This window comes from Caulobacter segnis ATCC 21756 (assembly GCF_000092285.1).
In the GTDB taxonomy this organism is placed as follows: Bacteria; Pseudomonadota; Alphaproteobacteria; order Caulobacterales; family Caulobacteraceae; genus Caulobacter; species Caulobacter segnis.
In genome coordinates, this window is record NC_014100.1 from 2,450,036 (window position 1) to 2,475,556 (window position 25,521).

Annotated in this window: 21 protein-coding genes and 4 tRNA genes; 9 read left to right on the forward strand and 16 right to left on the reverse strand. The window is 65.4% G+C overall.

Annotation, left to right across the window (positions count from 1 at the left end):
- Window positions 1-9 precede the first annotated feature (9 nt).
- The 3 genes from CSEG_RS11250 to CSEG_RS11260 are packed head-to-tail and all read right to left on the reverse strand — an operon-like array spanning window position 10 to window position 1,594.
- The gene (locus CSEG_RS11250; RefSeq protein WP_013079357.1) at window positions 10-651 is read right to left on the reverse strand and encodes an NADH-quinone oxidoreductase subunit C; all 642 of its coding nucleotides are present in this window, start codon (window positions 649-651) and stop codon (window positions 10-12) included.
- A complete protein-coding gene (locus CSEG_RS11255; protein ID WP_083778387.1) occupies window positions 648-1,247 on the reverse strand; it encodes a NuoB/complex I 20 kDa subunit family protein in 600 nt (199 codons plus the stop codon). The genes CSEG_RS11250 and CSEG_RS11255 overlap by 4 nt, the downstream gene beginning before the upstream one ends.
- The gene (locus CSEG_RS11260; RefSeq protein ID WP_013079359.1) at window positions 1,217-1,594 is read right to left on the reverse strand and encodes an NADH-quinone oxidoreductase subunit A; all 378 of its coding nucleotides are present in this window, start codon (window positions 1,592-1,594) and stop codon (window positions 1,217-1,219) included. The genes CSEG_RS11255 and CSEG_RS11260 overlap by 31 nt, the downstream gene beginning before the upstream one ends.
- Window positions 1,595-1,908: 314 nt before the next feature.
- Between CSEG_RS11260 and CSEG_RS11265 the strand changes: the two genes are divergently transcribed.
- From CSEG_RS11265 to CSEG_RS11275, 3 genes are all read left to right on the forward strand, one after another.
- Window positions 1,909-1,985, forward strand: a tRNA-Asp gene (locus CSEG_RS11265).
- Window positions 1,986-2,052: 67 nt separating this feature from the next.
- A tRNA-Asp gene (locus CSEG_RS11270) sits at window positions 2,053-2,129 on the forward strand.
- A gap of 76 nt (window positions 2,130-2,205) precedes the next feature.
- The gene (locus CSEG_RS11275) at window positions 2,206-3,195 is read left to right on the forward strand and encodes an LLM class flavin-dependent oxidoreductase (RefSeq protein ID WP_013079360.1); all 990 of its coding nucleotides are present in this window, start codon (window positions 2,206-2,208) and stop codon (window positions 3,193-3,195) included.
- 7 nt (window positions 3,196-3,202) lie between these two features.
- On the opposite strand, the gene CSEG_RS11280 is transcribed toward CSEG_RS11275, so the two are convergent.
- From CSEG_RS11280 to clpX, 6 genes are all read right to left on the reverse strand, one after another.
- Window positions 3,203-4,357, reverse strand: a complete 1,155-nt coding sequence (locus CSEG_RS11280) for a glycosyltransferase family 4 protein (RefSeq protein ID WP_053463813.1) — start codon at window positions 4,355-4,357, stop codon at window positions 3,203-3,205.
- A gap of 322 nt (window positions 4,358-4,679) precedes the next feature.
- Window positions 4,680-5,573, reverse strand: a complete 894-nt coding sequence (locus tag CSEG_RS11285; protein ID WP_013079363.1) for an SPFH domain-containing protein — start codon at window positions 5,571-5,573, stop codon at window positions 4,680-4,682.
- A 113-nt stretch (window positions 5,574-5,686) separates the two neighbouring features.
- Window positions 5,687-5,761: transfer RNA gene (locus tag CSEG_RS11290), tRNA-Val, on the reverse strand.
- 110 nt (window positions 5,762-5,871) lie between these two features.
- A complete protein-coding gene (locus CSEG_RS11295; protein WP_013079364.1) occupies window positions 5,872-6,150 on the reverse strand; it encodes an HU family DNA-binding protein in 279 nt (92 codons plus the stop codon).
- A 143-nt stretch (window positions 6,151-6,293) separates the two neighbouring features.
- Window positions 6,294-8,693 carry an endopeptidase La gene (gene lon / locus CSEG_RS11300; RefSeq protein ID WP_013079365.1) on the reverse strand — a complete coding sequence of 800 codons (2,400 nt, stop codon included), beginning with the start codon at window positions 8,691-8,693 and terminating at the stop codon, window positions 6,294-6,296.
- 396 nt (window positions 8,694-9,089) lie between these two features.
- Window positions 9,090-10,352 carry an ATP-dependent Clp protease ATP-binding subunit ClpX gene (gene clpX / locus CSEG_RS11305; RefSeq protein WP_004615159.1) on the reverse strand — a complete coding sequence of 421 codons (1,263 nt, stop codon included), beginning with the start codon at window positions 10,350-10,352 and terminating at the stop codon, window positions 9,090-9,092.
- 337 nt (window positions 10,353-10,689) lie between these two features.
- Between clpX and CSEG_RS11310 the strand changes: the two genes are divergently transcribed.
- Window positions 10,690-11,364 carry an HAD-IB family hydrolase gene (locus CSEG_RS11310; protein WP_013079366.1) on the forward strand — a complete coding sequence of 225 codons (675 nt, stop codon included), beginning with the start codon at window positions 10,690-10,692 and terminating at the stop codon, window positions 11,362-11,364.
- A gap of 80 nt (window positions 11,365-11,444) precedes the next feature.
- Here CSEG_RS11310 and CSEG_RS11315 read toward each other — a convergent pair whose 3' ends face one another.
- From CSEG_RS11315 to CSEG_RS11340, 6 genes are all read right to left on the reverse strand, one after another.
- Window positions 11,445-12,077 (reverse strand): ATP-dependent Clp protease proteolytic subunit, encoded by a 633-nt coding sequence (locus tag CSEG_RS11315; RefSeq protein ID WP_013079367.1) that lies wholly within the window; start codon window positions 12,075-12,077, stop codon window positions 11,445-11,447.
- 177 nt (window positions 12,078-12,254) lie between these two features.
- Window positions 12,255-13,613, reverse strand: a complete 1,359-nt coding sequence (gene tig / locus CSEG_RS11320; protein ID WP_265416130.1) for a trigger factor — start codon at window positions 13,611-13,613, stop codon at window positions 12,255-12,257.
- Window positions 13,614-13,796: 183 nt separating this feature from the next.
- Window positions 13,797-13,881: transfer RNA gene (locus CSEG_RS11325), tRNA-Leu, on the reverse strand.
- A 44-nt stretch (window positions 13,882-13,925) separates the two neighbouring features.
- Window positions 13,926-15,377, reverse strand: a complete 1,452-nt coding sequence (locus tag CSEG_RS11330) for an NAD(P)H-hydrate dehydratase (protein ID WP_013079369.1) — start codon at window positions 15,375-15,377, stop codon at window positions 13,926-13,928.
- Between the two features lie 10 nt (window positions 15,378-15,387).
- Window positions 15,388-15,957, reverse strand: coding sequence for a histidine phosphatase family protein (locus tag CSEG_RS11335; protein ID WP_013079370.1), 570 nt, complete (start codon window positions 15,955-15,957; stop codon window positions 15,388-15,390).
- A 3-nt stretch (window positions 15,958-15,960) separates the two neighbouring features.
- Window positions 15,961-17,511 (reverse strand): acetyl-CoA acetyltransferase, encoded by a 1,551-nt coding sequence (locus CSEG_RS11340; protein WP_083778389.1) that lies wholly within the window; start codon window positions 17,509-17,511, stop codon window positions 15,961-15,963.
- A gap of 237 nt (window positions 17,512-17,748) precedes the next feature.
- Here CSEG_RS11340 and CSEG_RS11345 point away from each other — a divergent pair, with 237 nt between their 5' ends.
- The 3 genes from CSEG_RS11345 (at window position 17,749) to CSEG_RS11355 (ending at window position 22,021) form a co-directional block, all read left to right on the forward strand.
- Entirely contained in the window at window positions 17,749-18,087 is a 339-nt protein-coding gene (locus tag CSEG_RS11345) for a P-II family nitrogen regulator (RefSeq protein WP_013079372.1), read from the forward strand.
- 45 nt (window positions 18,088-18,132) lie between these two features.
- A complete protein-coding gene (glnA, locus tag CSEG_RS11350) occupies window positions 18,133-19,542 on the forward strand; it encodes a type I glutamate--ammonia ligase (protein WP_013079373.1) in 1,410 nt (469 codons plus the stop codon).
- Window positions 19,543-19,843: 301 nt separating this feature from the next.
- Complete coding sequence (locus CSEG_RS11355; RefSeq protein WP_013079374.1) at window positions 19,844-22,021, forward strand: TonB-dependent receptor; 2,178 nt, start codon at window positions 19,844-19,846, stop codon at window positions 22,019-22,021.
- 58 nt (window positions 22,022-22,079) lie between these two features.
- Here the strand turns inward: CSEG_RS11355 and CSEG_RS11360 are convergent, their stop codons facing one another.
- Window positions 22,080-22,469, reverse strand: coding sequence for a putative quinol monooxygenase (locus CSEG_RS11360; RefSeq protein WP_083778390.1), 390 nt, complete (start codon window positions 22,467-22,469; stop codon window positions 22,080-22,082).
- Between the two features lie 201 nt (window positions 22,470-22,670).
- Here CSEG_RS11360 and CSEG_RS11365 point away from each other — a divergent pair, with 201 nt between their 5' ends.
- On the forward strand, window positions 22,671-24,143 hold the full coding sequence (locus CSEG_RS11365) for an amidohydrolase (RefSeq protein ID WP_013079376.1): 1,473 nt from the start codon (window positions 22,671-22,673) through the stop codon (window positions 24,141-24,143).
- Entirely contained in the window at window positions 24,143-25,495 is a 1,353-nt protein-coding gene (locus CSEG_RS11370) for an amidohydrolase family protein (protein ID WP_013079377.1), read from the forward strand. Before CSEG_RS11365 ends, CSEG_RS11370 begins: the two co-directional genes overlap by 1 nt.
- The last annotated feature ends 26 nt before the right edge of the window (window positions 25,496-25,521 follow it).

Genomic DNA, 25,521 nt, shown 5'->3' on the forward strand with positions numbered 1-25,521 from the left:
GCTCCAGCCCTACGCGTCTCCCGCCCGCTTCTCGGCTTTCTCGTCGCCGGGCAGCGCATACTTGGCGCCTTCCCACGGGGAGAGGAAATCGAACGCACGGAACTCGGTGATCTTCACGGGCTCGTACACGACACGCTTAAGCTCGTCGTCGTAGCGCACTTCCACATAACCCGTCATGGGGAAGTCCTTCCGCAGCGGATGGCCGTGGAAGCCGTAGTCGGTCAAGATCCGACGCAGGTCCGGGTGTCCTTCGAAGAACACGCCGTACATGTCGAAGGCCTCGCGCTCGAACCAGTCGGCCACCGCGAAAACCGGCGTCACGCTGGGAACAGCGGTGTCCTCGTCGGTCTGCACCTTGAGGCGGATCCGATGGTTCTTCACCAGCGACAGCAGGTGATAGACCACGTCGAAGCGGCGCTCGCGCTGCGGATAGTCGACGGCCGTCAGGTCCACCAGCTGGTGGAAGCGGCAATCAGGGTGATCGCGCAGGAACTCCAGCGCCTGGATGACCCGGTTGGCCGGGCCCAGCACCGTCAGTTCGCCGAACGCCACGTGATAGGCGGTGATCGCGCCGGCGCTGTTGGCGACGATGGCCTGACCCAGCGTTTCCAGCGGCGAGATCGCTGTTTCGGTCGCAACCACGTCGGTCATCGCTCGATCGTCCCCGTGCGGCGGATCTTCTTCTGCAGCTGCAGAACGCCATACACCAGCGCCTCGGCCGTGGGCGGGCAGCCCGGGACATAGATGTCCACCGGCACGACGCGGTCGCAGCCGCGCACGACGCTGTAGCTGTAATAGTAGTAGCCGCCGCCGTTGGCGCAGCTGCCCATCGAGATGACGTAGCGCGGCTCCGGCATCTGGTCGTAGACCTTGCGCAGGGCCGGAGCCATCTTGTTGGTCAGGGTGCCGGCGACGATCATCACGTCAGACTGACGCGGGCTGGCGCGCGGTGCGAAGCCGTAGCGCTCCAGATCGTAGCGCGGCATCGACGCCTGCATCATCTCCACGGCGCAGCAGGCCAGACCGAACGTCATCCACATCAGCGAGCCCGTGCGGGCCCAGGTGATCAGGTCGTCGGCGGCGGCCGTGATGAAGCCCTTGTCGGCCAGTTGCTGCGACACGCCGTCGAAGAACGGGTCGTGCAGCTTGGGGTCATAACCCTCGACCGTGGAACGGCCGCCCGAAAGCGCCGGGACCGGCGAGGTGGCGGGAACGATCACTCCCATTCGAGGGCGCCCTTCTTCCATTCGTAGATAAAGCCGACGGTCAGGACGCCGAGGAAGGCCATCATCGACCAGAAGGCGAACTGGGCCACGTCATGCGGCAGCTTCATCAGCGTAACCGCCCACGGGAACAGGAACGCGACTTCCAGGTCGAAGATGATGAACAGGATCGACACCAGATAGAACCGGACGTCGAACTTCATGCGCGCATCGTCGAAGGCGTTGAAGCCGCATTCGTACGCGGACAGCTTTTCCGGATCCGGCGCCTTGGGCGCGAGCACGGCCGCGGCCAGGAGGAAGACGATCCCGATAGCCGCCGCGATCCCTAGGAAGATCACGATCGGCAGGTACTGAAGAAGGAAGGCGGTCATGACGGGCCTTGGCTTGAATCGAGCGGGTTGTAGCCCACTGTCGCTAACGCTTCAAACACCCCGGAACACATTGAGAAACGATCGCAACTAGAGCCGCTTTACCTAACGTTGGTTCACCAACGCTTTGACGCTCAATCCTTGCCCGCAAAGGCGCGCGCGGGACCGGCGCTCCTCATTTAAAGCAGCGAATGAACACGCTCTCCACACGCGTTTTGTCGCTTCTTTGATATGGCCGTTGACACGAGTCTTCGAGCGACATATCAGACGCGCCTCGCCGATTGGCGGGTCGCACTTTCGCTTCGGCGAAGGGATATGCGGATGTAGCTCAGTTGGTTAGAGCGCCGGCCTGTCACGCCGGAGGTCGCGGGTTCGAGCCCCGTCATTCGCGCCACCCCTTCACTTGGGGTATGCTTCCCTCCTCTCGGTCTACGGACGACCGTCGCGCCTTGGCGCACGACGCGGATGTAGCTCAGTTGGTTAGAGCGCCGGCCTGTCACGCCGGAGGTCGCGGGTTCGAGCCCCGTCATTCGCGCCACCGTCCAGTGGCTCTCAACATCAAGAACCCTTTCGCAACGCCTTGAGTTGCGGACGTGGCGCGCCATCTAGCATTGATGACCGCGTATCCCCCTTTCTCCGTCCTCGACCTTGCTCCCGTTCCGCAAGGAACAGAGGTCGGGCAAGCGCTCCACAACAGCCTCGACCTTGCTCAGCACGCCGAACGCCTCGGCTTTCATCGCTACTGGCTGGCCGAGCATCATAACATGCCGGGCATCGCCAGCGCCGCGACCGCCGTCGTCATCGGCCATGTGGCCGGCGGCACCTCGACGATTCGAGTCGGCTCTGGCGGCGTCATGCTGCCCAATCACGCGCCCCTGATGGTCGCCGAGCAGTTCGGAACGCTCAACGCGCTTTATCCTGGACGCATCGATCTGGGGCTTGGGCGCGCGCCCGGCACTGATCAGGCGACAATGCGGGCGCTGCGGCGCTATGCGGGCGCGGTCGATTCGTTCGCCCAGGACGTGGTGGAATTGCAGCGCTGGTTTCAGCCCGCGACGGCCGATCAGGCCGTACGCGCTGTTCCGGGCGAAGGTCAGGACGTCCCGATCTGGATCCTCGGCTCGTCGACCTGGGGCGCGCAACTCGCCGCGGCGCTCGGCCTCCCCTACGCCTTTGCCGCCCACTTCGCGCCCGACGCCCTTCTGGACGCCCTCCTCCTCTACCGTCGCCACTTCAAGCCGTCGGAGACGTTGGACAAGCCCTACGCCATGGTCTGCATTGGCGTGTGCGCCGCCGACACCGACCACGAGGCCGCGCGTCTGGCGACGTCGACTCAGCAACAGTTCCTGGCCCTGCGCCGCGGTCGACCCGGGTTGTTGCCGTCGCCCGTCGACGATATCCGCGAACATGCTTCGCCGGCGGAGCTGGCGGGCCTGGACCACACCTTCCAGTACTCGGCGATCGGCTCCCCGAAGACGGTGAAGCGCAAGATCGAGCGGATTCTGGAGATGACGGGCGCGGATGAGCTGATGGCCGCCTCGCAGATCTACGACCATGACGCGCGCAAGCGCAGCTACGAGATCCTTGCCAGCCTGCGCGGCTGAACGAAACTCAATGCTCGCGCGCCTGCGACACGCCGCCAAAGGCGGCGCGCCCCGTCAGGCCGCCATAGACGAAGCAGAGCTGCCGGAACACGGCGTCCCAGCCATGCCGCTCGACCGCTCGGCGGCGAGCCGCCGCGCCTACGGCCACGATGTCCCGGGCGAATAAGGCCTCGATCGCTTCGGCGAAGGCTTTGGGCTCGGATCGGGCGGCAAGCTCACCGACCTCGCCATCCACGGATTCGGCCACGCCACCGGCCGCGACGCCGACCACAGGAAGGCCGCAAGCCATCGCTTCCAGGACGATCAGGCCAAAGGGTTCATTGTCGTTGGCGTGCACGAAGGCGTCGCAGCTGGCCAGGATGCCCGCCAACTCCGCGGGATCCCGGACATAGTCCAGGCTGATCGCCCGCTCGCTGATGGGCGCGCCGCCGCCCGCGCCGACAAACAGCAGCTTGTAGGGCGCGCCCAGTCGCTCGACCGCGGCGACCAGGACATCGAGACGCTTTTCACGCGCCGGCCGCCCGGCGAAGACCAAGAGCTTTTCGTGGGAGGACACGCCCAGGCGTCGGCGCAGTCCCTCCCGATCCGCTCGGCCAGGATGGAAGAGCTCGGTATCGACGCCAAGCGGCAGGCCGATCGCGTTGTGCACGCCAGCTTCGATCAAGCGACTGGCGATGAACCGGCTCGGCGCGACGGCCTGATCGAACTGGCGGTAGACCGCCGCCCATCGCTTCTGAACCGGCTTCTCCGCCCATTCGCCGATGTGCAGGGCCGCCAACTTGCCAAGATCTGTGTGGCAGAAGCCGACCACGGGAACGCCCAACGCGTCGCCGGCTCTCAAGGCCGCCAAGCCGGGGGTGTAGGGGTCGCCGGCCTCGATGATATCGGGCCGTTGTCGGATCAACCGCTCCATCCACGCTGCCTTCACCACGGGCCAGCGATAGCCCGCGCCAAACGGGAGCGGCGCGGCGTAGATCGAGACCCGACCGTCGCCGTCGTAGGAGTCCCGCGCGCCAGGCACCACCAGGGTGTGACGCACGCCCGGGCGATTGGCCGCCAACCAGGCGCGTTTCGACGAGAGGTAACGGCGCACCCCGCCGCTTCGCGGCGCGTAGAGCATGGTGGTGTCTACGAGGCGGACTGTATCGAGCGGCGGGTCGATCTCGGCGGAGAAACTACTGAGACCGAACGGCCGATCCGTTCTCGTATCCGTCACGCCGAATCCTCATCGTTACGCCAGGCCTCCCCATTCGGCCTCGGATCGATAAAGCTTTTGCGACAGCTAGGGTTCCTCGCCGTCTCCGGACGATTTGGGGGAGACGCCGCGACGTCCTAGCGCTTCGCGTAGCAATACCTCGACTTGCGCGTTCACGCTACGCAACTCCGACGCAGCCAGCCGCTCGATCGCGGCCAGCACTTCGGGGCGGACGCGCATCAGAAACGCGCGTCTGCCGCCTTTGGCGTCGTTGTGACCGCCCGCCACGTCAGCCGTAGAGCGTGCCGGTGTTGACCACAGGCTGCGCCTCGCGGTCGGCGCACAGCACCACCAGCAGATTGGAGACCATCGACGCCCGGCGCTCGTCGTCGAGGGTGACGACGCCGCGCTGGCTCAACTGATCAAGGGCGCTCTCGACCATGTCGACAGCGCCGGCGACGATCGTCCGCCGGGCCGCCAGGACCGCCTCGGCCTGCTGGCGCTTCAGCATCGAGCCGGCGATCTCGGGCGCGTAGGCCAGGTGCATCAGGTGCGCCTCGTCGATGGCGACGCCAGCCACGGCCGTGCGCTGTTGCAGATCCTTGCGCAACCGATCGCCGACTTCCTCGGCGTCGGCGCGAAGCGTCGGCTCGCCCTCCTCGGCATGATCGTAAGCGTAATGCGAGGCGACCTCGCGAAGCCCCGTCTCGATCTGGATGTTCACGAAGGCGATGTAGTCGTCCACGTCGAACAGGGCTTGGGCGGAGTCCCTCACGCGCCAGACGATGTTCGCCGCGATCTCGATCGGGTTGCCGCGCTTGTCGTTCACCTTCAGCGTCTCGCTGGTCACGTTGCGGACGCGCAGGCTGATCTTCTTGCGACCGTACCAGGGCAGAATCCAGCGCAGCCCCGTCTTGCGGTCCGTGCCGACATACGAGCCGAACAGCGTGATGGCGTAGGCTTCGTTCGGCTGAAGCGCATAGAAGCCGCAACACACTAGCAAGGACAAGACAGTCAGCCCGAGTCCGGAGAAGGCGAAGGGCGCGCCGCCGCCGTTCTTGGCCAGGACGATCATCCAGACCCCAGCGATCAGGATCAGGGGCGCGGCCAGCAGCGCTATGCCCCCGCTCATTCCGGCGTGTGACCGCTCTACGGTCGGATTGATCGTTTGAGTCTCGGTCATGTGTTCCCTCCAACCTGATTTCAAAGTGATATCACTTTGATCGCAGGCTGCAAGGCCAGGCTTGCAGGCCCGTCGGCGGAGCCCGGGATGTAACGGACTCGTTTGTGAGGAGGTGGTGGGCAGTGAGGGGATCGAACCCCCGACCCTCTCGGTGTAAACGAGACGCTCTACCGCTGAGCTAACTGCCCTCTGAGGCCGCCGCTTCTAGCGGGCGGGCGCGTCCGGGCAAAGCCCGAAATACGAAAGGCGGAACGTCAGCCCCCGCGACGCCCCGCCTCCCCTTTAAGCGGAAACTGGATTAGCCGTTCAGCGACGACTTGAGGCCTTCGCCGACCTGGAAACGCGCGGTCTTCGACGCGGGACGGTTGACCGTCTCGCCCGTCCGCGGATTTCGCGCGGTGCCCGCGGCGCGGGTCACGGCCTTGAACGTGCCGAAACCGACCAGGCGCACATCCTGGCCCGACTTGAGAGAGTCGGTGACGGCGTCGATGAAGGCTTCCAGCGCGTCTTTGGCTTGGTTCTTGTTGATGCCCGCCTTCTCGGCGATCGCCGTGACGAGTTCGGCTTTTGTGGTCATGTTTTTCTCCCAGCCTGAGCGGCGACGTGTTTTCGCTTACGGCGCTGCGCTCGCCCGGGATTATGGCGGCATAAAATGCCTCGTCAAACGAGAGCGGCGCGGGAAACTCCCGCGCCGCATAAGTTATCATCAATAAGTTACGCTTAGTGCGTCAGAATGGCGTCGCTGTCGCCGTCATCCTTCTTCGCACCCGCAGCAATCGGCTCCTCGGCCTCGTTCCACTCGACCGGCGTCAGAGGGCCGGTCAGCGCGTGCTTGAGCACTTCGTCGACCGTCGAGACCGGAATGATCTCGAGGCCGTCCTTGACGCTCTGAGGCACGTCCACGAGGTCCTTCTCGTTCTCCTGCGGGATCAGCACGGTCTTCACGCCGGAGCGCAGAGCCGCGAGCAACTTCTCCTTCAGGCCGCCGATGGCGGTGACCCGGCCGCGCAAGGTGATCTCGCCGGTCATGGCGATGTCCTTGCGGATCGGAATGCCGGTCAGCACCGAGACCATGGCCAGGGCCATGGCGATGCCGGCCGACGGGCCGTCCTTGGGGGTGGCGCCGTCCGGCACGTGGATGTGCACGTCCGTCTTCTCGAAGACCGGCGGCTTGATCCCAAACTGCGTCGCCCGCGAGCGGACGTAGCTGTTGGCCGCCGAGATCGACTCCTTCATCACGTCCTTGAGGTTGCCGGTGATCTGCATGCGACCCTTACCCGGCATCTTCACGGCTTCGATGGTCAGGATGTCGCCGCCGAACTCCGTCCAGGCCAGACCGGTGACGATGCCGACCTGGTCGACCTCGTCGGTCTCGCCATAGCGGTACTTCTTGACGCCCGCGTACTTGGCCAGGCGCTCATCATCGATCGTGATCGAGGTCAGCTTCTCGCGGGCCAGGTCACGGACCGTCTTGCGCGCCAGGGCGCCCAGTTCCCGCTCCAGCGACCGCACGCCGGCTTCCCGGGTGTAGTAGCGGATCAGGTCGCGGATCGCCTTGTCCGGCACGATGAATTCGGCCGGCTTCAAGCCGTGATCCTTGGCCAGCTTGGGCAGGATGTGACGCTTGGCGATCTCCAGCTTCTCATCTTCGGTGTAGCCGGGGATCCGGATGATCTCCATGCGGTCCAGCAGCGGCTGGGGCATGTTCAGGCTGTTGGCCGTCGTCACGAACATCACCTGCGACAGGTCGTAGTCGACCTCCAGGTAGTGGTCGCCGAAAGTCGAGTTCTGCGACGGATCGAGCACTTCGAGGAGCGCCGAGGCGGGGTCGCCACGGTAGTCGCTGCCCATCTTGTCGATCTCGTCCAGCAGCACGAAGGCGTTCGTGGTCTTGGCCTTCTTCATCGACTGGATGACCTTGCCGGGCATCGAGCCGATGTAGGTGCGGCGGTGACCGCGGATCTCGGCCTCGTCACGCACGCCGCCGAGGCTCATGCGCACGAACTCGCGTCCCGTGGCCTTGGCCAGCGACTTGCCCAGCGAGGTCTTGCCGACGCCGGGAGGGCCAACGAGGCACAGGATCGGCCCCTTCAGCGAGTTGGTCCTCGCCTGAACAGCCAGGTACTCGAGGATGCGCTCCTTGACCTTCTCCAGGCCGTAGTGATCGGCGTCGAGGATGCCTTCGGCTTCGACCAGGTCGATCTTCTTGGTCTTGGCCTTGCCCCATGGGATCGACAGCAGCCAGTCCAGATAGTTTCGGACGACCGTGCTCTCGGCCGACATCGGGCTCATGTTGCGCAGCTTCTTCAGCTCGCCTTCGGCCTTGGCGCGCGCTTCCTTCGACAGCTTGGTCTTCTTGATGCGCTTTTCGAGGTCGATCAGTTCGTCGCGCGCATCATCCGGATCGCCCAGCTCGCGCTGGATCGCCTTCATCTGCTCGTTCAGATAATACTCGCGCTGCGTCTTCTCCATCTGGCGCTTCACGCGCGAGCGGATCTTCTTCTCGACCTGCAGCACCGAGATCTCGCCTTCCATGAGGGCGAAGACCTTTTCCAGGCGCTTCACGACGTCGAAGATCTCCAGCAGGTTCTGCTTGTCGCCGATCTTGACGGAGAGATGCGCGGCGATGCTGTCGGCCAGCTTGCCCGGCTCGGCGATCTGCGGGATCGACGCCAGGGCCTCCGGCGGTACTTTCTTGTTCAGCTTGACGTAGTTTTCGAACTGCTCGACGACCGCGCGCGACAGCGCCTCGGCCTCGGGGCCCGCGCCCTCGTCCTCGCTGACTTCGCCGATCTGGGCCTCGTAATAGGCCTCCTGATCGGTGAACTTCACTACGGCCGCGCGGCCCTTGCCCTCGACCAGCACCTTCACGGTGCCGTCGGGCAGTTTCAGCAGTTGCAGGACGGTGGCCAGCACGCCGACGTCGAAGATGTCGCCCGGCGCCGGATCATCATCCGCCGAGTTCTTCTGCGTCACGAGCAGGATCTGCTTGTCGCCGCGCATCACTTCCTCAAGGGCGCGCACGGACTTATCGCGGCCCACGAAGAGCGGGACCACCATGTGCGGGAAAACAACGATGTCCCGCAGCGGCAAGACAGGAAGCGTACGTAGTTCGGACATGTGCTCAATACTCCCGGCCGCGGCGAGGGAAGCGCCTTGGCCATGCGGGCCGCCGTCACGTCAGACGATGCGCCTGAGTCGATCGGCCCGTCCGCCCTGGACTGGGCGGAATGTCGTTATTTATGTGGACGTTTTACAACAGGGTTCAAGCGTACTCGCCTCACAGCGGCGAGAGGTCGCGCATGTCCGGTCAAGTTGAAACGCCCATGCCTCCTAGAAGCGTGCGCAAGGCGAGTTCTTCCAAGATCCAGACTTATAAGCGCTTTCACTCACCCGGGGCAGGCGTGGCGCCCAAGCCGCAGCCTTCGAACAAGGCGGCGCCCCAAACCGGGTTATCCACGAAAAAGGGCGCGCCTCCACATGGAAGACGCGCCCTGGATCTCAGGAAGGCGGCGATCAGGCCGAAGCCGCGCCGCCCTTCTTCTCCGCGTAGATGAGCAGCGGCTGCGCCCGGCCTTCGACGACCTCGGCGTTGACCACCACTTCCTCGACGCCCTCGTAGTTGGGCAACTCGAACATGGTCTCCAGCAGGATGCCTTCCATGATGGAGCGCAGACCGCGCGCGCCGGTCTTGCGGGCGATGGCCTTCTTGGCGACCTGGTGCAGGGCGTCGTCGGTGAAGGTCAGGCCGATGTTCTCCATCTCGAACAGGCGCTGGTACTGCTTGACGAAGGCGTTCTTCGGCTCGGTCAGGATCTTGACCAGGGCGGCCTCGTCGAGGTCCTCCAGGGTCGCGACCACCGGCAGGCGGCCGATGAACTCCGGGATCAGGCCGAAGCGCTGCAGATCGTCAGGCTCGACATTCCGCAGGATCTCGCCCGTACGACGCTCTTCCGGATCGGTCACCTTGGCGCCGAAGCCGATCGACTTGGCCGCGCCGCGCGCCGAGATGATCTTCTCGAGCCCGGCGAAAGCGCCGCCGCAGATGAACAGGATGTTCGTGGTGTCGACCTGCAGGAACTCCTGCTGCGGATGCTTGCGCCCGCCTTGCGGCGGCACGGAGGCGACGGTACCTTCCATGATCTTAAGCAGGGCCTGCTGCACGCCCTCGCCCGACACGTCGCGGGTGATCGACGGGTTGTCGGACTTGCGGCTGATCTTGTCGATTTCGTCGATGTAGACGATGCCACGCTGGGCGCGTTCGACATTGTAGTCGGCGGCTTGCAGCAGCTTCAGCACGATGTTCTCGACGTCCTCGCCGACATAACCGGCTTCGGTCAGCGTCGTGGCGTCCGCCATCGTGAACGGCACGTCGATGATTCGAGCCAGGGTCTGAGCCAACAGGGTCTTACCCGTACCGGTCGGACCGACCAGCAGGATGTTCGACTTGGCCAGTTCGACGTCGTTGTTCTTCGACGCGTGGTTGAGGCGCTTGTAGTGGTTGTGGACCGCCACCGCGAGAACCTTCTTCGCGTGGCCTTGCCCGATCACGTAATCGTCCAGGACTTCGCAGATTTCGCGCGGCGTGGGCACGCCGTCCTTGGACTTCACGAAGGCGATCTTGTGCTCTTCGCGGATGATGTCCATGCAGAGCTCGACGCATTCATCACAAATGAACACCGTCGGTCCCGCGATGAGCTTGCGCACCTCATGTTGGCTCTTTCCGCAGAAAGAACAGTAGAGAGTGCTTTTAGTGTCGCCGCTCGCGGCTTTCGTCATGATCGCTTCTCACACTATGGCGACATACGGCTTAACGCCGAGACGCCCCTCCGAGCGCATAAGCCGCCACCGAAGCAGCCAGGATATACGCCGGGAGTTGTCTAATCCTTGACATTCCCCGATCCGGGCGCGCTTCACAAGCCTTGCCGGCGCCTTTCCCGCCTCAAACGCTTCAACGCGCCAGATCGTGTCATGACCTCGCCATCTAAATTGGGCGATTGGCGCTCGGGCGCAAGCGTCGCGCGTGTTGGCCCTTACCGCCACCGGCCGAAGCCCTTATTACGGGAGGTGGAATCGTGTGGAACCGGAGCGCCCCGCGCGACGGCATGGAAGGTTGATGGCCAAGCGTTCGTTGATGTCGAAGGGGTTGAGCGCCTCGCGCCCGATGACCGGCGAAATGGGTCATGAGCGCGCGCTCGTGGCCTTCGATTTCGACGGCACCCTGACGGTCAAGGACAGCTTCAACGCCTTCCTGAAGTGGCGCGCCGGCCGTCGGCGCTGGACGCGCGGCGTGCTGCGCCTGACGCCCGCCTTGCTGACCTACGTGTTCGATCGCAATCGCGGAAAGCTCAAGGCCGCCGCGGTTCGCGAGTTCCTGAAAGGCGCGACCGTCGCCGAGATCGAGGCGGACGCGCGGGCGTTCGCGCAGGCCTTCGCCCCTTCCCTTTTGCGTCCCGACGCGGTGGCCGTCTGGCGCGCCTGGCGGGCCAAGGGCGCGCGGATCGCCATCGTCACGGCGTCGCCGGAAATCACCGTCGCGCCCTTTGCCCGCGGCCTCGGCGCGGACGTCCTGATCGGCACGCGACTGACGTGTTCGGAGGATGGCCGCATCCTCGGCGGGCTCGACGGGGCCAACTGCCGGGCCAAGGAGAAGGTCATCCGGTTGCGCGAGGTCTTTGGGCCGGACGTTCACCTGACCGCCGCCTATGGCGACACCTCCGGCGACACTGAGATGCTCGCGATCGCCGACGAGAAGGGCTACCGGATCTTCCGCGGCAAGCCCGTCACCTGAGCGGATTAGCCGCACCCTCCGGACAACAAAAAAGCCGCCGATCGCTGACCGGCGGCTCTTCTTTTGGCTGACGCCGCGCCCTATTCGGCGCCGGCCTCGGCGGCTTCGCGGCTGTCATAGACGTGATCCACGAGGCCCCAGGCCTTGGCTTCGTCCGCGCTCATGAAGTGGTCGCGGTCGAGGGTGCGCTCGACCTCTTCATAGGTGCGGCCGCAGTGCTTGACGTAGATTTCGTTCAGGCGACGCTTGGTCTTGATGATGTCCTCGGCGTGGCGCTCGATGTCCGAGGCCTGGCCGCGGAAACCGCCCGACGGCTGGTGAACCATGATGCGGGCGTTCGGCAGCGAGATGCGCTGGCCAGCCGCGCCGGCGGCGAGCAGCAGGCTGCCCATCGAGGCGGCCATGCCCATGCACACCGTCGAGACCGGGCTCTTGATATATTGCATGGTGTCGTAGATCGCGAGACCGGCCGTCACCACGCCGCCCGGCGAGTTGATGTACATGGCGATCTCCTTCTTGGGGTTTTCCGACTCCAGGAAGAGAAGCTGCGCGCAGATCAGGCTGGCCATGCCGTCCTCGACGGGGCCGGTCAGGAAGATGATCCGCTCCTTCAGCAGCCGCGAGAAGATGTCGAACGCGCGCTCGCCGCGGCTGGTCTGCTCGACCACCATCGGCACGAGGTTCATCGCCGTCGAAACCGGATCGTACATCATGGGGTATCACCCTTTTCGTGTGTCTTGGCCGCGCGGAACCGAATCAGCTCCCGCGCGCCGTCGACAACGCATATCGCGTGGCGCTTAACAGGTTGCAAGGCGCGGGCGGAAACCTGCGGACATGAAAAAGGCGCGGCCCTTTCGAGCCGCGCCTCGTTTCGTAGCCTCTGACGGCGCTTAGCCGCCGTAGCCTTCCGGCAGGTCGTCTTCTTCCAGGAGCTCGTCCTTGGAGACTTCCTTTTCCTCGACCTTGGCCTTGCCGAAGATCAGGTCCACGACCTTGTCTTCGTAGATCGGGGCGCGCAGGGCGGCCTGAAGGTCGGCGCGCTGACGGTACATGTCGAACACCTGCTGGGCTTGCGCGCCGTACTGGCGAGCTTCGCGCATGATGGCGTCGGTCAGTTCCTGGTCGGTGACAACCACGTCGTTCTTGCGGCCGATCTCGGCGAGCACAAGACCCAGGCGCACGCGGCGCTCGGCGATCTTGCGGTACTCCGATTGCAGTTGGTCTTCCGACTTCTCGGCGTCTTCCGGCGGCAGGCCGCCGCGGGCCTTGTCGGCCTCGACCTGTTGCCAGATGCCGGCGAACTCGGCGTCCACCATGCGCGGCGGCAGCGGGAAGTCGTGCTTGGTGTCGAGGACGTCCAGCAGGGCGCGCTTCAACTTGAAGCGCGAGGAGTTGTCGTAGCGGCCCGACAGGTTCGAGCGCAGCAGCTCCTTCAGGGCGGCCAGGTCCGACAGGCCCAGGCGCTTGGCCAGCTCGTCGTCGGCCTTGCCGTCGACCGGGGCGCGGACTTCCTGAACCTTGGTGGCGAACTCGGCGTCCTTACCGGCCAGTTCCTTGGCTTGGTATTCTTCCGGGAACTTCACCTTCACGACGACATCGTCGCCGGCCTTGGCGCCGACCAGTTGATCTTCGAAGCCCGGGATGAATTGGCCCGAACCCAGGACCAGCTCGGCGCCCTCGGCCTTGCCGCCGGCGAATTCGACACCGTCGATCGTGCCGACGAAGTCGATCAGCAGTTGATCGCCGTCCTTGGCCTTCACGCTCTTGCCAGTGCGCGGCTCGTAGGTGCGGGCCTGCTTGGCCAGCTCGTCCAAGGCCTCGTCGACCTCGGCGTCAGTGACCTTGTAGACCGGCTTCACCAGCTCGATCGAAGCCGGATCGATAGGGTCGAACTCCGGCATCACCTCGACGGCCAGTTCGAAGGCCAGGTCTTCACCGCCGGCGATGACCTTTTCCATGTCCGACGACGGGTTCAGCTCGGGCTGACCAGCCGGACGCAGCTTGTTCTCTTCGAGGACCTTTTGGGTGGTCTCGTTCAGCGCCTGCTCGACGACTTCGCCCATCAGGGCCTTGCCGTACATGCGGCGGACGTGCGCGGTCGGCACCTTACCGGGACGGAAGCCCTTCACGTTCATCTGCGGAGCGACTTCGGCGATCCGCGCATCCAGGCGCGTAGCCAGTTCACTCGCGGGCACCGTGACGCCAAAAACGCGGCTGAGGCCTTCGCCCGACTTTTCAACGATCTGCATCGACATTCTTAATTCTCGGGTCGAGGCGCCAAGCGCCCGATCTCCGCCCTGGGGTCCAAAAGATCGACGCCGCCCGCGAGGCCGGGGCGGCGAAAGAGCGCCCTTATGTCACGACGTGCGCGAGCATCCAAGAGCGCGATAGGTCAAAACTCGCGGGATGCAAGCAGCGTCCCGCAAGATGTCTGGTGCGGATGAGAGGACTCGAACCTCCACGCCTCTCGGCGCTGGAACCTAAATCCAGTGCGTCTACCAGTTTCGCCACATCCGCGTGCGACGGGGATTACGGACTTGGAGCGCGCCGCGCAAGTCCGCTCAACGTTTCGCGTGCAGCTCGGTCAGCACGGAGGGCGCGAGGCCCGGGAGATCCTCGGCGATCAGGCCCGGCCCATGGCGCGCGCCGCAAGCAGCATGGATCCACGCGCCTGCGCACGCGGCCTCGAAGCTCTCCATGCCTTGCGCGATCAGGCCGCCGATGAACCCCGCAAGCACGTCGCCGGAACCGGCGGTCGCCAGCCAAGGCGTCCCGTTCAGCAGCACCGAAGCCCTGCCGTCCGGCGCGGCGACGACGGTGTCGGGCCCCTTGAGCAGCACCACCGCTCCGGCCCGCCGGGCCGCCTCGCGCGCGGCCGTGATCCGCTCGGGGGATTTGGCCAGAAGTCCGGGAAAGACGCGCTCGAACTCGCCGGGATGCGGCGTCAGAACGTCGTCACGGTCGAGACAGGCGAACAGGGCCTCCAAGTCATGACGGAAGCTCGTCAGCGCGTCGGCGTCCACGATCAGGGCCGCGCCTGTGCGGGCCAGGGCCTGGAGGTTCCGCGCCGTCGCCTCGCCCACGCCCGCCGCGGGGCCGATGATCACCGCGTCCGCGTCTTCGGCGGCGATGGCGAGATCGGCGTCGGATTCGAACGGCGCCAGCATCACCGCCTCCAAATGGGCGGCGTTCACGGCCAGCGCGCCCGGGGGAGACAGCACGGTCACGGCCCCCGCGCCCAAGCGCAGGCCCCCCCGCGCCGCCAGCCGGGCGGCGCCGGTGGTCCAGGCTTCGCCGCTGACGACCTTCAACCGTCCACGGCTGTGCTTGTGCGCGTCGAAGGCGGGCCAGGGGAATCGTCCCAGCCAGAGCTCGGGGTCATTCTCGAACAAATCCGCCGCCCCGACCGGTCCAAGCCCAATGTCCGCCACCACCACCTCGCCGCATGCCCCCCGCCCTTCGGACAGGACATGGGCGAGCTTCCGGCGATGGAAGGTCACCGTCATCTCTGCGTGGAAGGCCACGTCCCCGAATGCGCGACCGGTGTCGCCGTGAACGCCGGAGGGCGTGTCGACCGCGACGATGCGCAAGGCGGCCGCCCGCGCGGTCCGCGCAAGCTCCGCGACCTCGGCCTCCAGTGGGCGTGACAGCCCAGCGCCGAACAGCGCGTCTATATAAAGGTGTCCTGGCGCGGGCCGCGAAGACAGAGGCCGAACCTCACCCTTCCAGCGCGAAGCGGCCCAGCGCGCGGCCTCCGTCGTTGGAGAATAGGCCGCTTCGACAACGACGGGCCAACCTCGGCGTTTGAGATGTCGCGCGGCGACATAACCGTCGCCGCCATTGTCGCCCGGACCGCACCAGATCACGACAGGCTGGCGGCCATATCGCGCGCGGACCGCGTTGGCGACCGCCTCGCCGGCCCGCTCCATCAGGACCTGGATCGGCGTCCCGTCAGCCACGGCGGCGCGGTCGGCCGCGGTCATCTGGGCGACAGTCAGGATCTCTCGCGCCACGGCGACTCCTTCAAAGCACTTGGCTCTGAGCTTCGCGCCCTTTCTCCACCAGGATCAAGCGGTCGCCCTCCGCCTGGAAGACCGTGCGCGAACAGTGGTCTGGACGAAAGACGACGACCTGCTCCTGGCCCGTCGCCGTCGCGACAGCGGCGTTCAAGGCGACGAAATGGCTGAACACGGCTGCGCCGTCGTAGCTCAAAAGTGCGTACGCCACGCCTCGCGCCCAAGCCGCATAGTCCAGATCGCCCCTGATCTCGGCCCATCGGCCCGAAAAAGCCCCCCGAAGCCATTCCGGACGTTCGTTGGCTGACAGCGCCTGGGGCGTCGGGATCTCGCCGACGCGGGGATCGATCTCGACCTCCACGCCGAGGGCCTCGGCCAACGGCGCGGCAGTCTCTCGGCAGCGCCGCAGCGGTGACGACACGACACGATCAGGTCTCGATGCGGCGGGCAGCGCCAAGATCTCGCAGGCGACCGCCCTCGCCTGCTCCAATCCGACCGCGTCGAGGCCAGGATCATCGTCGGCCCCGCCCCAGGTGGAGGCGGGCCGCCCGTGACGGATGACGTGAATGCTCTTCATGCGTCAGTCCGGCGTAAAGAGATTGCGGACGCCGTCGGGGTGAGCGCCGACCGTCCCCATGCGGCCGACCCCTTCTCGACTTTCCAGGTCGCGCAAGACCGCCGGATCGTCCGGCGTCTGGGCCACGAAGCGACGATCCTGGGCGTCGCGGCCGATGACGATCCCCAGCCGCACGCCCTCGCGTCCGTGCACGACGGTATAGGTCTCGATCCGCGCCTGGCCTTGCGGCTTTTCGACGATGTCGGGATGAGGCAAGGCGTCGATCTTGGCCTGGAGGACCGACGGCGACTGACGCTCCCAGCGCCCCTCGATCGGCTTGGTCGAATAGATCCCCACCGACTGCTTGGTCAGGAACCATCCGTTGGCGGTCGAAAGCCCGTAGGCGCCCGGCCGCTGGCGCAGGCGCGTCACCATCTCTGCGATGGCGTGGAGCGCATAGTTGTTCCCAGGGCCGCCGAAGTACGGCAAGCCGCCGGTCACGGTCAGACCTCTTGGATCGTCCAGGGCCAGGCCCAGCTCCTCGGCTCCGATCCGCACCGCCGAAGGGAAGCAGGAATAGAGATCGATCAGGGACAGGTCAGCCGCCGTGATCCCGGCCATCTCAAAAGCCCGCTCCCCTGTCAGCCGCATGGCGGGACTGGAATGATAGTCCTGCCGCTCCAGGGGATACCAGAGGTCCGAGGCGTCGGCGCAGCCATGCAGGAAGACCCACCTCTCCTCGGGAATTCCCAGCTCCCGCGCCTTGCGGACGCTGGAGATCAGGACCGCGGCGGACTGGTCCACCTCCATGATGGCGTTCAGGTATTTGGGATATGGAAAGCCGACCATGCGATTGCGGTCGGTGACGGTGACCAGCTCCTCGGCCGAGCGCTCTACCGGAAACCAGGCATAGGGATTGGCGGCCGCAACCTTCGTGAACGGCGCGAAGAACTCGCCCAGCGCCTTTTGGTGCTCCTCGATCGACCGGCCGTCCCGCGCGCGCAGCGCATTCTCGAACAGTGGATAGGTGTTGACCGGATAGCCGAGACCGTGCGCCGCCTCCTGCGGGGTCACTCCAGGACGCGGATCGCCGATCCGTTGCGGCGTGCTGTCAATGTCGTTCGCCCACCCCTCAAAGCCGAGTCCGCCCTTCATCCGCTTCATCAGCGAACCGAGAAACTCCGCGCCGCTCACCAAGGCCAGTTGCGCCTCCCCTTGGGCGATCCGTTCGCAGACGACATTGACCGCCTGCTGAGGGCTGTTGCCTCCGGTTTCGGTGTAAACGCTCCAAGCCGGCTTGGCGGAAAGCGCTCGCGCCAGGGACGCCGGCGGATCGGACAATCGCGGAAGCGGTAGCTTGGACAGCCCTCCTGGAGCGTCGATGCTGAACGCAACGACCGCTAAAGCGTCGAGATCGGCAAGAACGGACCCCTTCAACCCTGCATCCAGAGCGGCGCGTTCCGCCGCAACTTTCAGCAATTCCAGAGGAGACGGCGAATTTCCCGCATCTCCGCGATACGTGAATTGGCCCGCGCCGATCAAAACCGGCGTGTCGTCGCGCATATCCACCCCCATTCAAACGATCGTTGGGGGCGATCCTAGGCGTGAAACCGGGCGTCGCAAGGCCATTTGGCCGACATTCTGTCGATGCACCAAAAAGCGGCGCCAATAGCGTAAATTTTAAACAGGCGCCCGGAAGTCAATCGTTCGGTCAGTTTTGTGGCCGCCGCTCGCTTGCGGGCCAGGGGGCGCCGTGATGGTTGCGCGCTCAGAGAAGGCGGTTCGCCGCCGACGGGCCCGAAAGTGGAACCGATGAAGAAGATCGAAGCCATCATCAAGCCGTTCAAGCTGGATGAGGTGAAGGAGGCCCTGCAGGACATGGGCGTCCAAGGCATGACCGTGCTCGAAGCCAAGGGCTATGGCCGTCAGAAGGGCCACACCGAGCTCTATCGCGGCGCCGAGTACGTCGTGGACTTCCTCCCCAAGATCAAGGTGGAGGTGGTCGTCGAGGACAGCCAGCTCGATCCCGCGCTGGAAGCCATCACCCGCGCCGCCCGTACGGGCCGTATCGGCGACGGCAAGATTTTCGTCTCGGAGATCGCGGAAGTGATCCGCATCCGAACCGGAGAAAACGGTCCGGCCGCTGTCTAGGCCTGACCGACAACACCTACGAGAGTTCTACAAAGGGGATACGGAATGACCACCGCCAAGGATATCCTGAACCTGATCAAGGAAAAGGACGTCAAGTACGTCGACGTCCGCTTCACCGACGTGCGCGGCAAGATGCAACACGTCACGTTCGACATCGACCTGGTCGACGATGACTTCCTGAACGACGGCACCATGTTCGACGGTTCGTCGATCGCCGGCTGGAAGGCCATCAACGAGTCGGACATGAAGCTGCGCCCCGACCTGTCGAGCGCGATCATCGATCCGTTCTATCAGCAGACCACGCTGGCGCTGTTTTGTGACGTCGTGAACCCCGACAGCGGCACCCCCTACAATCGCGACCCGCGCTCGATCGCCAAGGCCGCCCTGAACTACCTGAAGTCGGCCGGCGTGGGCGACACCGTCTACTTCGGCCCGGAAGCCGAGTTCTTCATCTTCGACGACGTGCGCTGGTCGACCTCGCCGAACAACACCGGCTACTCCTACGACTCCACCGAACTGCCGGTGAACTCGGGCAAGGAATATCCGGAAGGCAACATGGGCCACCGCCCGGGCCCGAAGGGCGGCTACTTCCCGGTGAACCCGGTCGACAGCTGCCAGGACCTGCGCGGCGAAATGCTGGCCGTCATGGGCGAGCTGGGCATGAAGCCGGAAAAGCACCACCACGAGGTGGCTCCGGCCCAGCATGAACTCGGCCTGAAGTTCGACACCATGGTCACCATGGCCGACCGGATGCAGCTCTATAAGTACGTCATCCACAACGTCGCGGCCGCCTACGGCAAGACGGCCACCTTCATGGCCAAGCCGATGTTCGCCGACAATGGCTCGGGCATGCACGTGCACCAGTCGATCTGGCAGGACGGCAAGCCGCTGTTCGCCGGCGACAAGTACGCCGGCCTGTCGCAGGAATGCCTGTGGTACATCGGCGGCATCATCAAGCACGCCAAGGCCATCAACGCGTTCTCGAACTCGACGACGAACTCGTACAAGCGCCTCGTGCCCGGCTACGAAGCCCCGGTGAAGCTGGCCTACAGCTCGCGCAACCGCTCGGCGTCGATCCGCATCCCGCACGTCGACAGCCCGAAGGCCAAGCGCCTGGAAGCCCGCTTCCCCGATCCGATGGGCAACCCGTACCTGACCTTCGTCGCCCTGCTGATGGCTGGCCTGGACGGCATCATCAACAAGATCGATCCGGGCGCTCCGGCCGACAAGAACCTCTACGACCTGCCCCCCCGCGAGCAGAAGAAGATCCCGGAAGTCTGCGGCTCGCTGCGCGAAGCCCTGGAGAACCTGGACAAGGACCGCGCCTTCCTGAAGGCCGGCGGCGTCATGGACGACGATTTCATCGACAGCTACATCGAGCTGAAGATGGAAGAAGTGATGCGTCTGCAACTGCACCCGCACCCCGTCGAGTTCGACATGTACTACAAGTGCTAAGCGCGTAAGCCTTAGGACGAACGAAGGGCCGGAGAGCGATCTCCGGCCCTTTTTCGTTGCGCGACGCAAGAAGAGCGCCGACCAAAACTGGGAATGATTTATTACTTACAGGCAGCGACTGAACAAAAATGTCGCAACTTCGCAACATAACGGACGTAATCGGCCCCTTTCAGCCCAAATCGCATAGCGAGAGATATCCGCGAGGCCGAAACTTGGCCTATCGCAGCGCAAACGGAATCGCCGCCAACGCTCCAGTCAGAACGAGCGGCCCGGCGCCCCTAGATCACAACAGGATCTCTCCATGCCCAAGCTCAACAGCTCCCTTCGTCGCGCCCTGACTGTGTCGTGCGGCCTGACGGCCCTGGCCTCGGCGATGGCCGCCGCGCCGGCAGCCTTCGCCCAGGACACCAAGGTCGGCGAAGTGATCATCACCGCTCAGAAACGCAGCGAAAACCTGCAGGACGTTCCGGTGTCTGTGGCCGCGATCGGCGGCGAGAAGCTGCAATCGACCTTCGCCGCCGGCGAGGACATTCTGGCCCTGTCGGCCAAGGCTCCCGGCCTCTACGCCGAATCGTCGAACGGCCGCGCCGCGCCGCGCTTCTATATCCGCGGCCTGGGCAACGCCGATTTCGATCTGGCCGCCTCGCAACCCGTCTCGATCATCCAGGACGAAGTCGTCCTCGAGAACGTCGTTCTGAAGAGCTCGCCGCTCTATGACCTCGACCACGTCGAAGTCCTGCGCGGTCCGCAAGGCACCCTGTTCGGCCGCAACACGACCGCCGGCATCGTCAAGTTCGACACCATCAAGCCGACCGAGGAGATGAAGGGCCGCGCGACGGCCACCTACGGCAGCTTCAACACCTTCACCTTCGACGGCGGCGTCGGCGGCGCCCTTGTCGAGGGCAAGGTCGCGGCCCGCGCCTCGGTCCTGTTCCAGCACCGCGACGACTGGATCGACAACACCTACACCAAGAAGAACAACGCCCTGGGCGGCTTCAATGAAAAGGCCGGCCGCCTGCAGGTGCTGGTCACGCCGACCGAAAAGCTGTCGGCCCTGTTCAATGTCCACGCCCGCGACCTGGACGGCACCGCCGCGGTGTTCCGCGCCAACGTGCTGACCAAGGGCTCGAACAAGCTGAACAGCAACTACGAGCGCGACAAGGTCGCCTTCGACAACACCGCCAACAACCCGCAGAAGTACAAGGGCTACGGCGCTTCGGCCAACATCCAGTACGACTTCGACGGCGCCAAGCTGACCTCGATCACGGCTTACGAGAACACCCACGGTTCCAGCCTGGGCGACATCGACGGCGGCAACCCCACCGGGCCTGGCTTCATCCCGTTCCAGTCGAACACCCGTGACGGCATCAAGAACCTGTTCCAATGGACGCAGGAAATCCGCCTGGCCAGCGACACCGACGGGCCGATGACCTGGCAGGTCGGTGGCTTCTACTTCGACACCAAGTACGACATTCGCACCGACCCGTTCTTCATCCCCGCCACCACCCTGCGCCAGAAGAACAAGGCTTGGGCCGTGTTCGGTCAGGCTTCGTACGCGCTGAACGACCAGCTGACCCTGACGGGCGGCCTGCGCTATACCGATGACGACAAGGACATGAACGTCGTGTCGGGCAACGCCGCGCCGTCGGTGTCGGTCTCTGACTCCAAGGTGACGTGGGACCTGTCGGCCTTCTACAAGATCGATGAAAACGTCAGCGTCTACGCCAAGGCGGCCTCAGGCTTCCGAGGCCCGTCGATCCAGGGTCGCGACATCGCCTTCGGCTCGCCGGCTTCGGCCGCCAAGTCCGAAACGATCATGTCCTACGAGTTGGGTCTGAAAAGCGAGCTGTTCGAGCGTCGCGTCCGCCTCAACGGCGCAGTGTTCACCTACACGATCGATGACCCGCAGTTCAGCGCCGTCGGCGGCGGTTCGAACTCCAACCGCCTGATCAACGCCAAGAAGGGCGAAGCCTACGGCCTGGAACTGGACAGCGAGTTCGTGGTCACCCCGAACTTCGTCGTCACGGCCGGCTACAGCTACGCCCACACCAAGATCAAGGACAGCTCGCTGGCCGTCGCGCCTTGCGCCGCCTGCACCGTCACGGACTCGCTGAACGCCGCTGGCCAGGCCCTGGTGAACGGCAACCCGTTCCCGAACGCGCCGAAGTACACGTTCGACTTCACCGCGCGCTACAGCTACCCGATCGCTTCAGGTGAACTGTTCGCCTACACGGACTGGAAGGTGCAGGGCTACACCAACATCTTCCTGTACCAATCGAAGGAGTTCTACACGAAGGGCGACTTCGAGGGCGGCCTGAAGCTGGGCTACGCCAACAAGCAGGACGGCTGGGAAGTGGCGGCCTTCGCCCGCAACATCACCAACGAAAGCAACATCAAGGGCGCGATCGACTTCAACAACCTGACCGCGTTCGTCAACGAACCGCGCGTGGTCGGCGTCTCGATCGACGCTCACTTCTAAGGTCGAAGACACCTCAGAAGAGGAAGGCCGCGGAGCGATCCGCGGCCTTTTTTCTTGATCAGGCCCCGAGCCCCTGCCCGGTCACCGGCTCGGTTTCGAAGTGCTGAGGAAAGCCCGCGATGATCGGCCGGGCCTTGGTGATCGCCGCTTGCACCGCCGGCAGCTTCAGGGATGCGGCGTGAGCCTCCTTCGTCGTCCAGACCTCGGTGATCCAGAGGGCGTCGGCATTGGCTGGATCCTTCGCGATCACATAGCTCAGACACCCCGGCATTCCGCCCGTCCCCTCGGCGAGGATCGCGAGCAGCTCGTCCCGTTTGCCTGGCGTGGCCAGCATCTGGCCGATCAATCCGTACATGGGCTTCCTTTCCTGCGATTTGGCCGCGCCGGAAAGGGCCGCGGCGGCCAAGCCGCCCGCTAGCGCCCCGCGTCTGGCCATTGTGATCCCCATCGTCAGTCCCCCTTGTCGCTCAATGGATATGGCCCGGCGCGAGCCCTATCCTGTCAGCAGCCAGCATAACGAGCGGCAGCCGCACGGCGCTGCGCGTGTGCACGTTTTTTGCCGAAGACACGCTTCATCGAACACTGTCCGGCTTGATAAGCGGCGCCTTTTCGTTTGTCCTTCCCTCCTCTTCGAGAGTCGGGGTTTTTCATGATCAGATGGCGTTACGCGGCGACCGCCGCGAGCCTGCTCGCGCTGGGGCTTTCGGCCTGCGCGACCACCGGGACTGGCAGTCCCGCAAAGTCCAGCCAAGCCGGCGCCAAGCCCGCTGAGAAGGCTGAGATCAAGCCGCTGCCCAAGGGGCTGGACGGCCAGGCCTCCACCGGCTTCCCCTCGACCTACAAGCCCTTTCCGTCTCGCCCCACCGCCTTCGTCGGCGCGACTGTGCTGACCGCCACCGGCCAGCAGATCGAGAACGGCGTGGTTGTCGCCTCGGGCGGCAAGATCGTCGCCGTCGGCGGACCGGACACGCCGATCCCCGCGGACGTCGTCAAGGTCGACGTGACCGGCAAGTGGATCACGCCAGGCGTCATCGACGCCCACAGCCATCTGGGCGTCTACCCTTCGCCGGGCGTCTCGGCGCGCTCCGACGGCAACGAGGCCACCGACCCGAACACCGCCCAGGTCTGGGCCGAGCACTCGGTCTGGCCGCAGGATCCGGGCTTCAACCGCGCCCGCGCCGGCGGCGTGACGACCCTGCAGATCCTCCCCGGCTCGGCCAACCTGTTCGGCGGTCGCTCTGTGACGCTGAAAAATGTGCCGTCCCTGACCATGCAGGCCATGAAGTTCCCCGACGCGCCCTACGGCCTGAAAATGGCCTGCGGCGAAAATCCGAAGCGTGTCTATGGCGGCAAGGGCCGCTCGCCCTCGACGGCGATGGGCAACGTCTTCGGCTATCGCAAGGCCTGGATCGACGCGGCCGACTACGCCCGTAAGTGGGACGACTTCCGCGCCAAGCAGCAAAAGGGCGAGAAGGCCGATGCGCCCAAGCGCGACCTGCAGATGGAAACCCTGGCCGGCGTGCTCAAGGGTGAAATCCTGGTGCAGAACCACTGCTACCGGGCCGACGAAGAAGCGGTGATGATCGATATCGCCAAGGAGTTTGGCTACAAGATCACGATGTTCCACCACGCGATCGAGAGCTACAAGATCGCGCCCCTGCTGGCCAAGGAAGGCATCTGTTCCGCCACCTGGGCCTCGTGGACCGGCTTCAAGATGGAAAGCCTGGACGGCATCGACGCCAACGCCGCCATCCTGGCCAAGAACGGCGCCTGCGTCGTGATCCACTCGGACGATCCGATCATGACCCAGCGGCTGAACCAGGAAGCCGCCATCGCCATGGCCGCCGGCGCCAAGCTGGGCGTCGACATCCCGCGCGCGGAGGCGATCAAGTGGATCACGGCCAATCCGGCCAAGGCCATGGGCATCGGGGACAAGACGGGCAGCCTTGAGCCCGGCAAGGCCGCCGACATCGTCGTCTGGAGCCGCGACCCGTTCAGCGTCTACGCGCAAGCCGAGAAGGTCTTCATCGACGGCGCGCTGATCTACGACCGCAAGGACGCGCGCTTCCAGCCCAAGTCCGATTTCGAGCTCGGCCAACCCGGCCAAGGAGCGTTCAACTGATGATCCGGTCTCTGCTTCTCGCCAGCGCCGCCTGCGCCCTGGCCCTCCCCGCGGCGGCCCAGACGGTCGCCATCGTCAACGCCCGGATCGAGCCGGTCTCCAGCGCCGCGATCCCGAACGGAACCCTGGTGATCAAGGACGGCAAGATCGCCGCCCTTGGCGCCAGCGTCACGGTCCCCGCCGGCGCCAAGGTGATCGACGCCAAGGGCGGCGTCGTCACCCCAGGCTTCATCGCCCCGTCCTCGAACCTCGCCGCGTCCGAAGTCAGCGGCGTGCGTGAAACCCGTGACGACGGCACCGGCAACGCGCTCTCCGCCGCCTTCGACATCAGCTACGCGATCAACCCGGCCTCGACCTTCATCGGGCTGGCCCGCGACGGGGGGATCACCAGCTCGGCGGTGACGCCGGTGCTGACCGGAACCGGCGGCGGGGCACACGAGCACGCCGACGACGGCGTGGTGGAGGAGATGACCGCCGGCAAGAGCGGCGACGGCGATCCGCCGCTGTTCGGCGGCCAGGCCGCGTTCATCCGCCTGAAGGCCGGCGCGACCGACATCGTCGAGGCTTCAAAGCTCGCCGTCACCGTCTCGCTGGGCGAAAGCGGCGCCCGGGCCGCCGGCGGCTCGCGCGGCGCGGACCTTGTGCTGATCCGCTCGGCCTTGGAAGACGCCCGCGCGTTCGCCGCCCGCCGCGCGGCGTTCGAGCAAGGCGCCACCCGCGACTTCGGCCTCTCGCGCCTGGACCTCCAGGCCCTGATCCCCGTCGTGCAGGGCAAGATCCCGCTGCTGATCCGCGTCTCCCGCGCCGCCGACATCCGTCAGGCGCTGAAGCTGGCGGCCGAGGAGAAGATCAAGATCGTCCTCGAAGGCGTCGAGGAAGGCTGGATGGTCGCGCCCGAGATCGCCAAGGCCAAGGTTCCGGTCATCCTCGATCCTCAGGCCGACCTGCCGGACAGCTTCGAGGCCCTGGGTTCGCGTCTCGACAACGCCGCCCGCCTGCACGCCGCCGGCGTGTCGGTGGCGATCAACGGCTCACGGGACTTCAACAATCTGCGCCAGGAGCGGCTGAACGCCGGCCTCGCGGTCGCCAACGGCCTGCCCTACGCGGCCGCCCTGGCCGGGGTGACCCTGGTTCCGGCCAAGATCTGGGGCCAGGACGGCAAGGTCGGCTCGCTCGAGGTCGGCAAGCTGGCCGACGTCGTGGTCTGGAACGGCGACCCGCTGGAGACCACCAGCTGGCCCACCACGGTTCTGGTCGGCGGCGTCGAGCAGCCCAAGGACGGCCGCCACGAGCAGTTGAAGGCCCGCTACGTCGCCAGCGACCAGAGCGGCTATCCGCCGGCCTATCGCTGAGCCTGGAAATCCTCCCCCTAACGGGG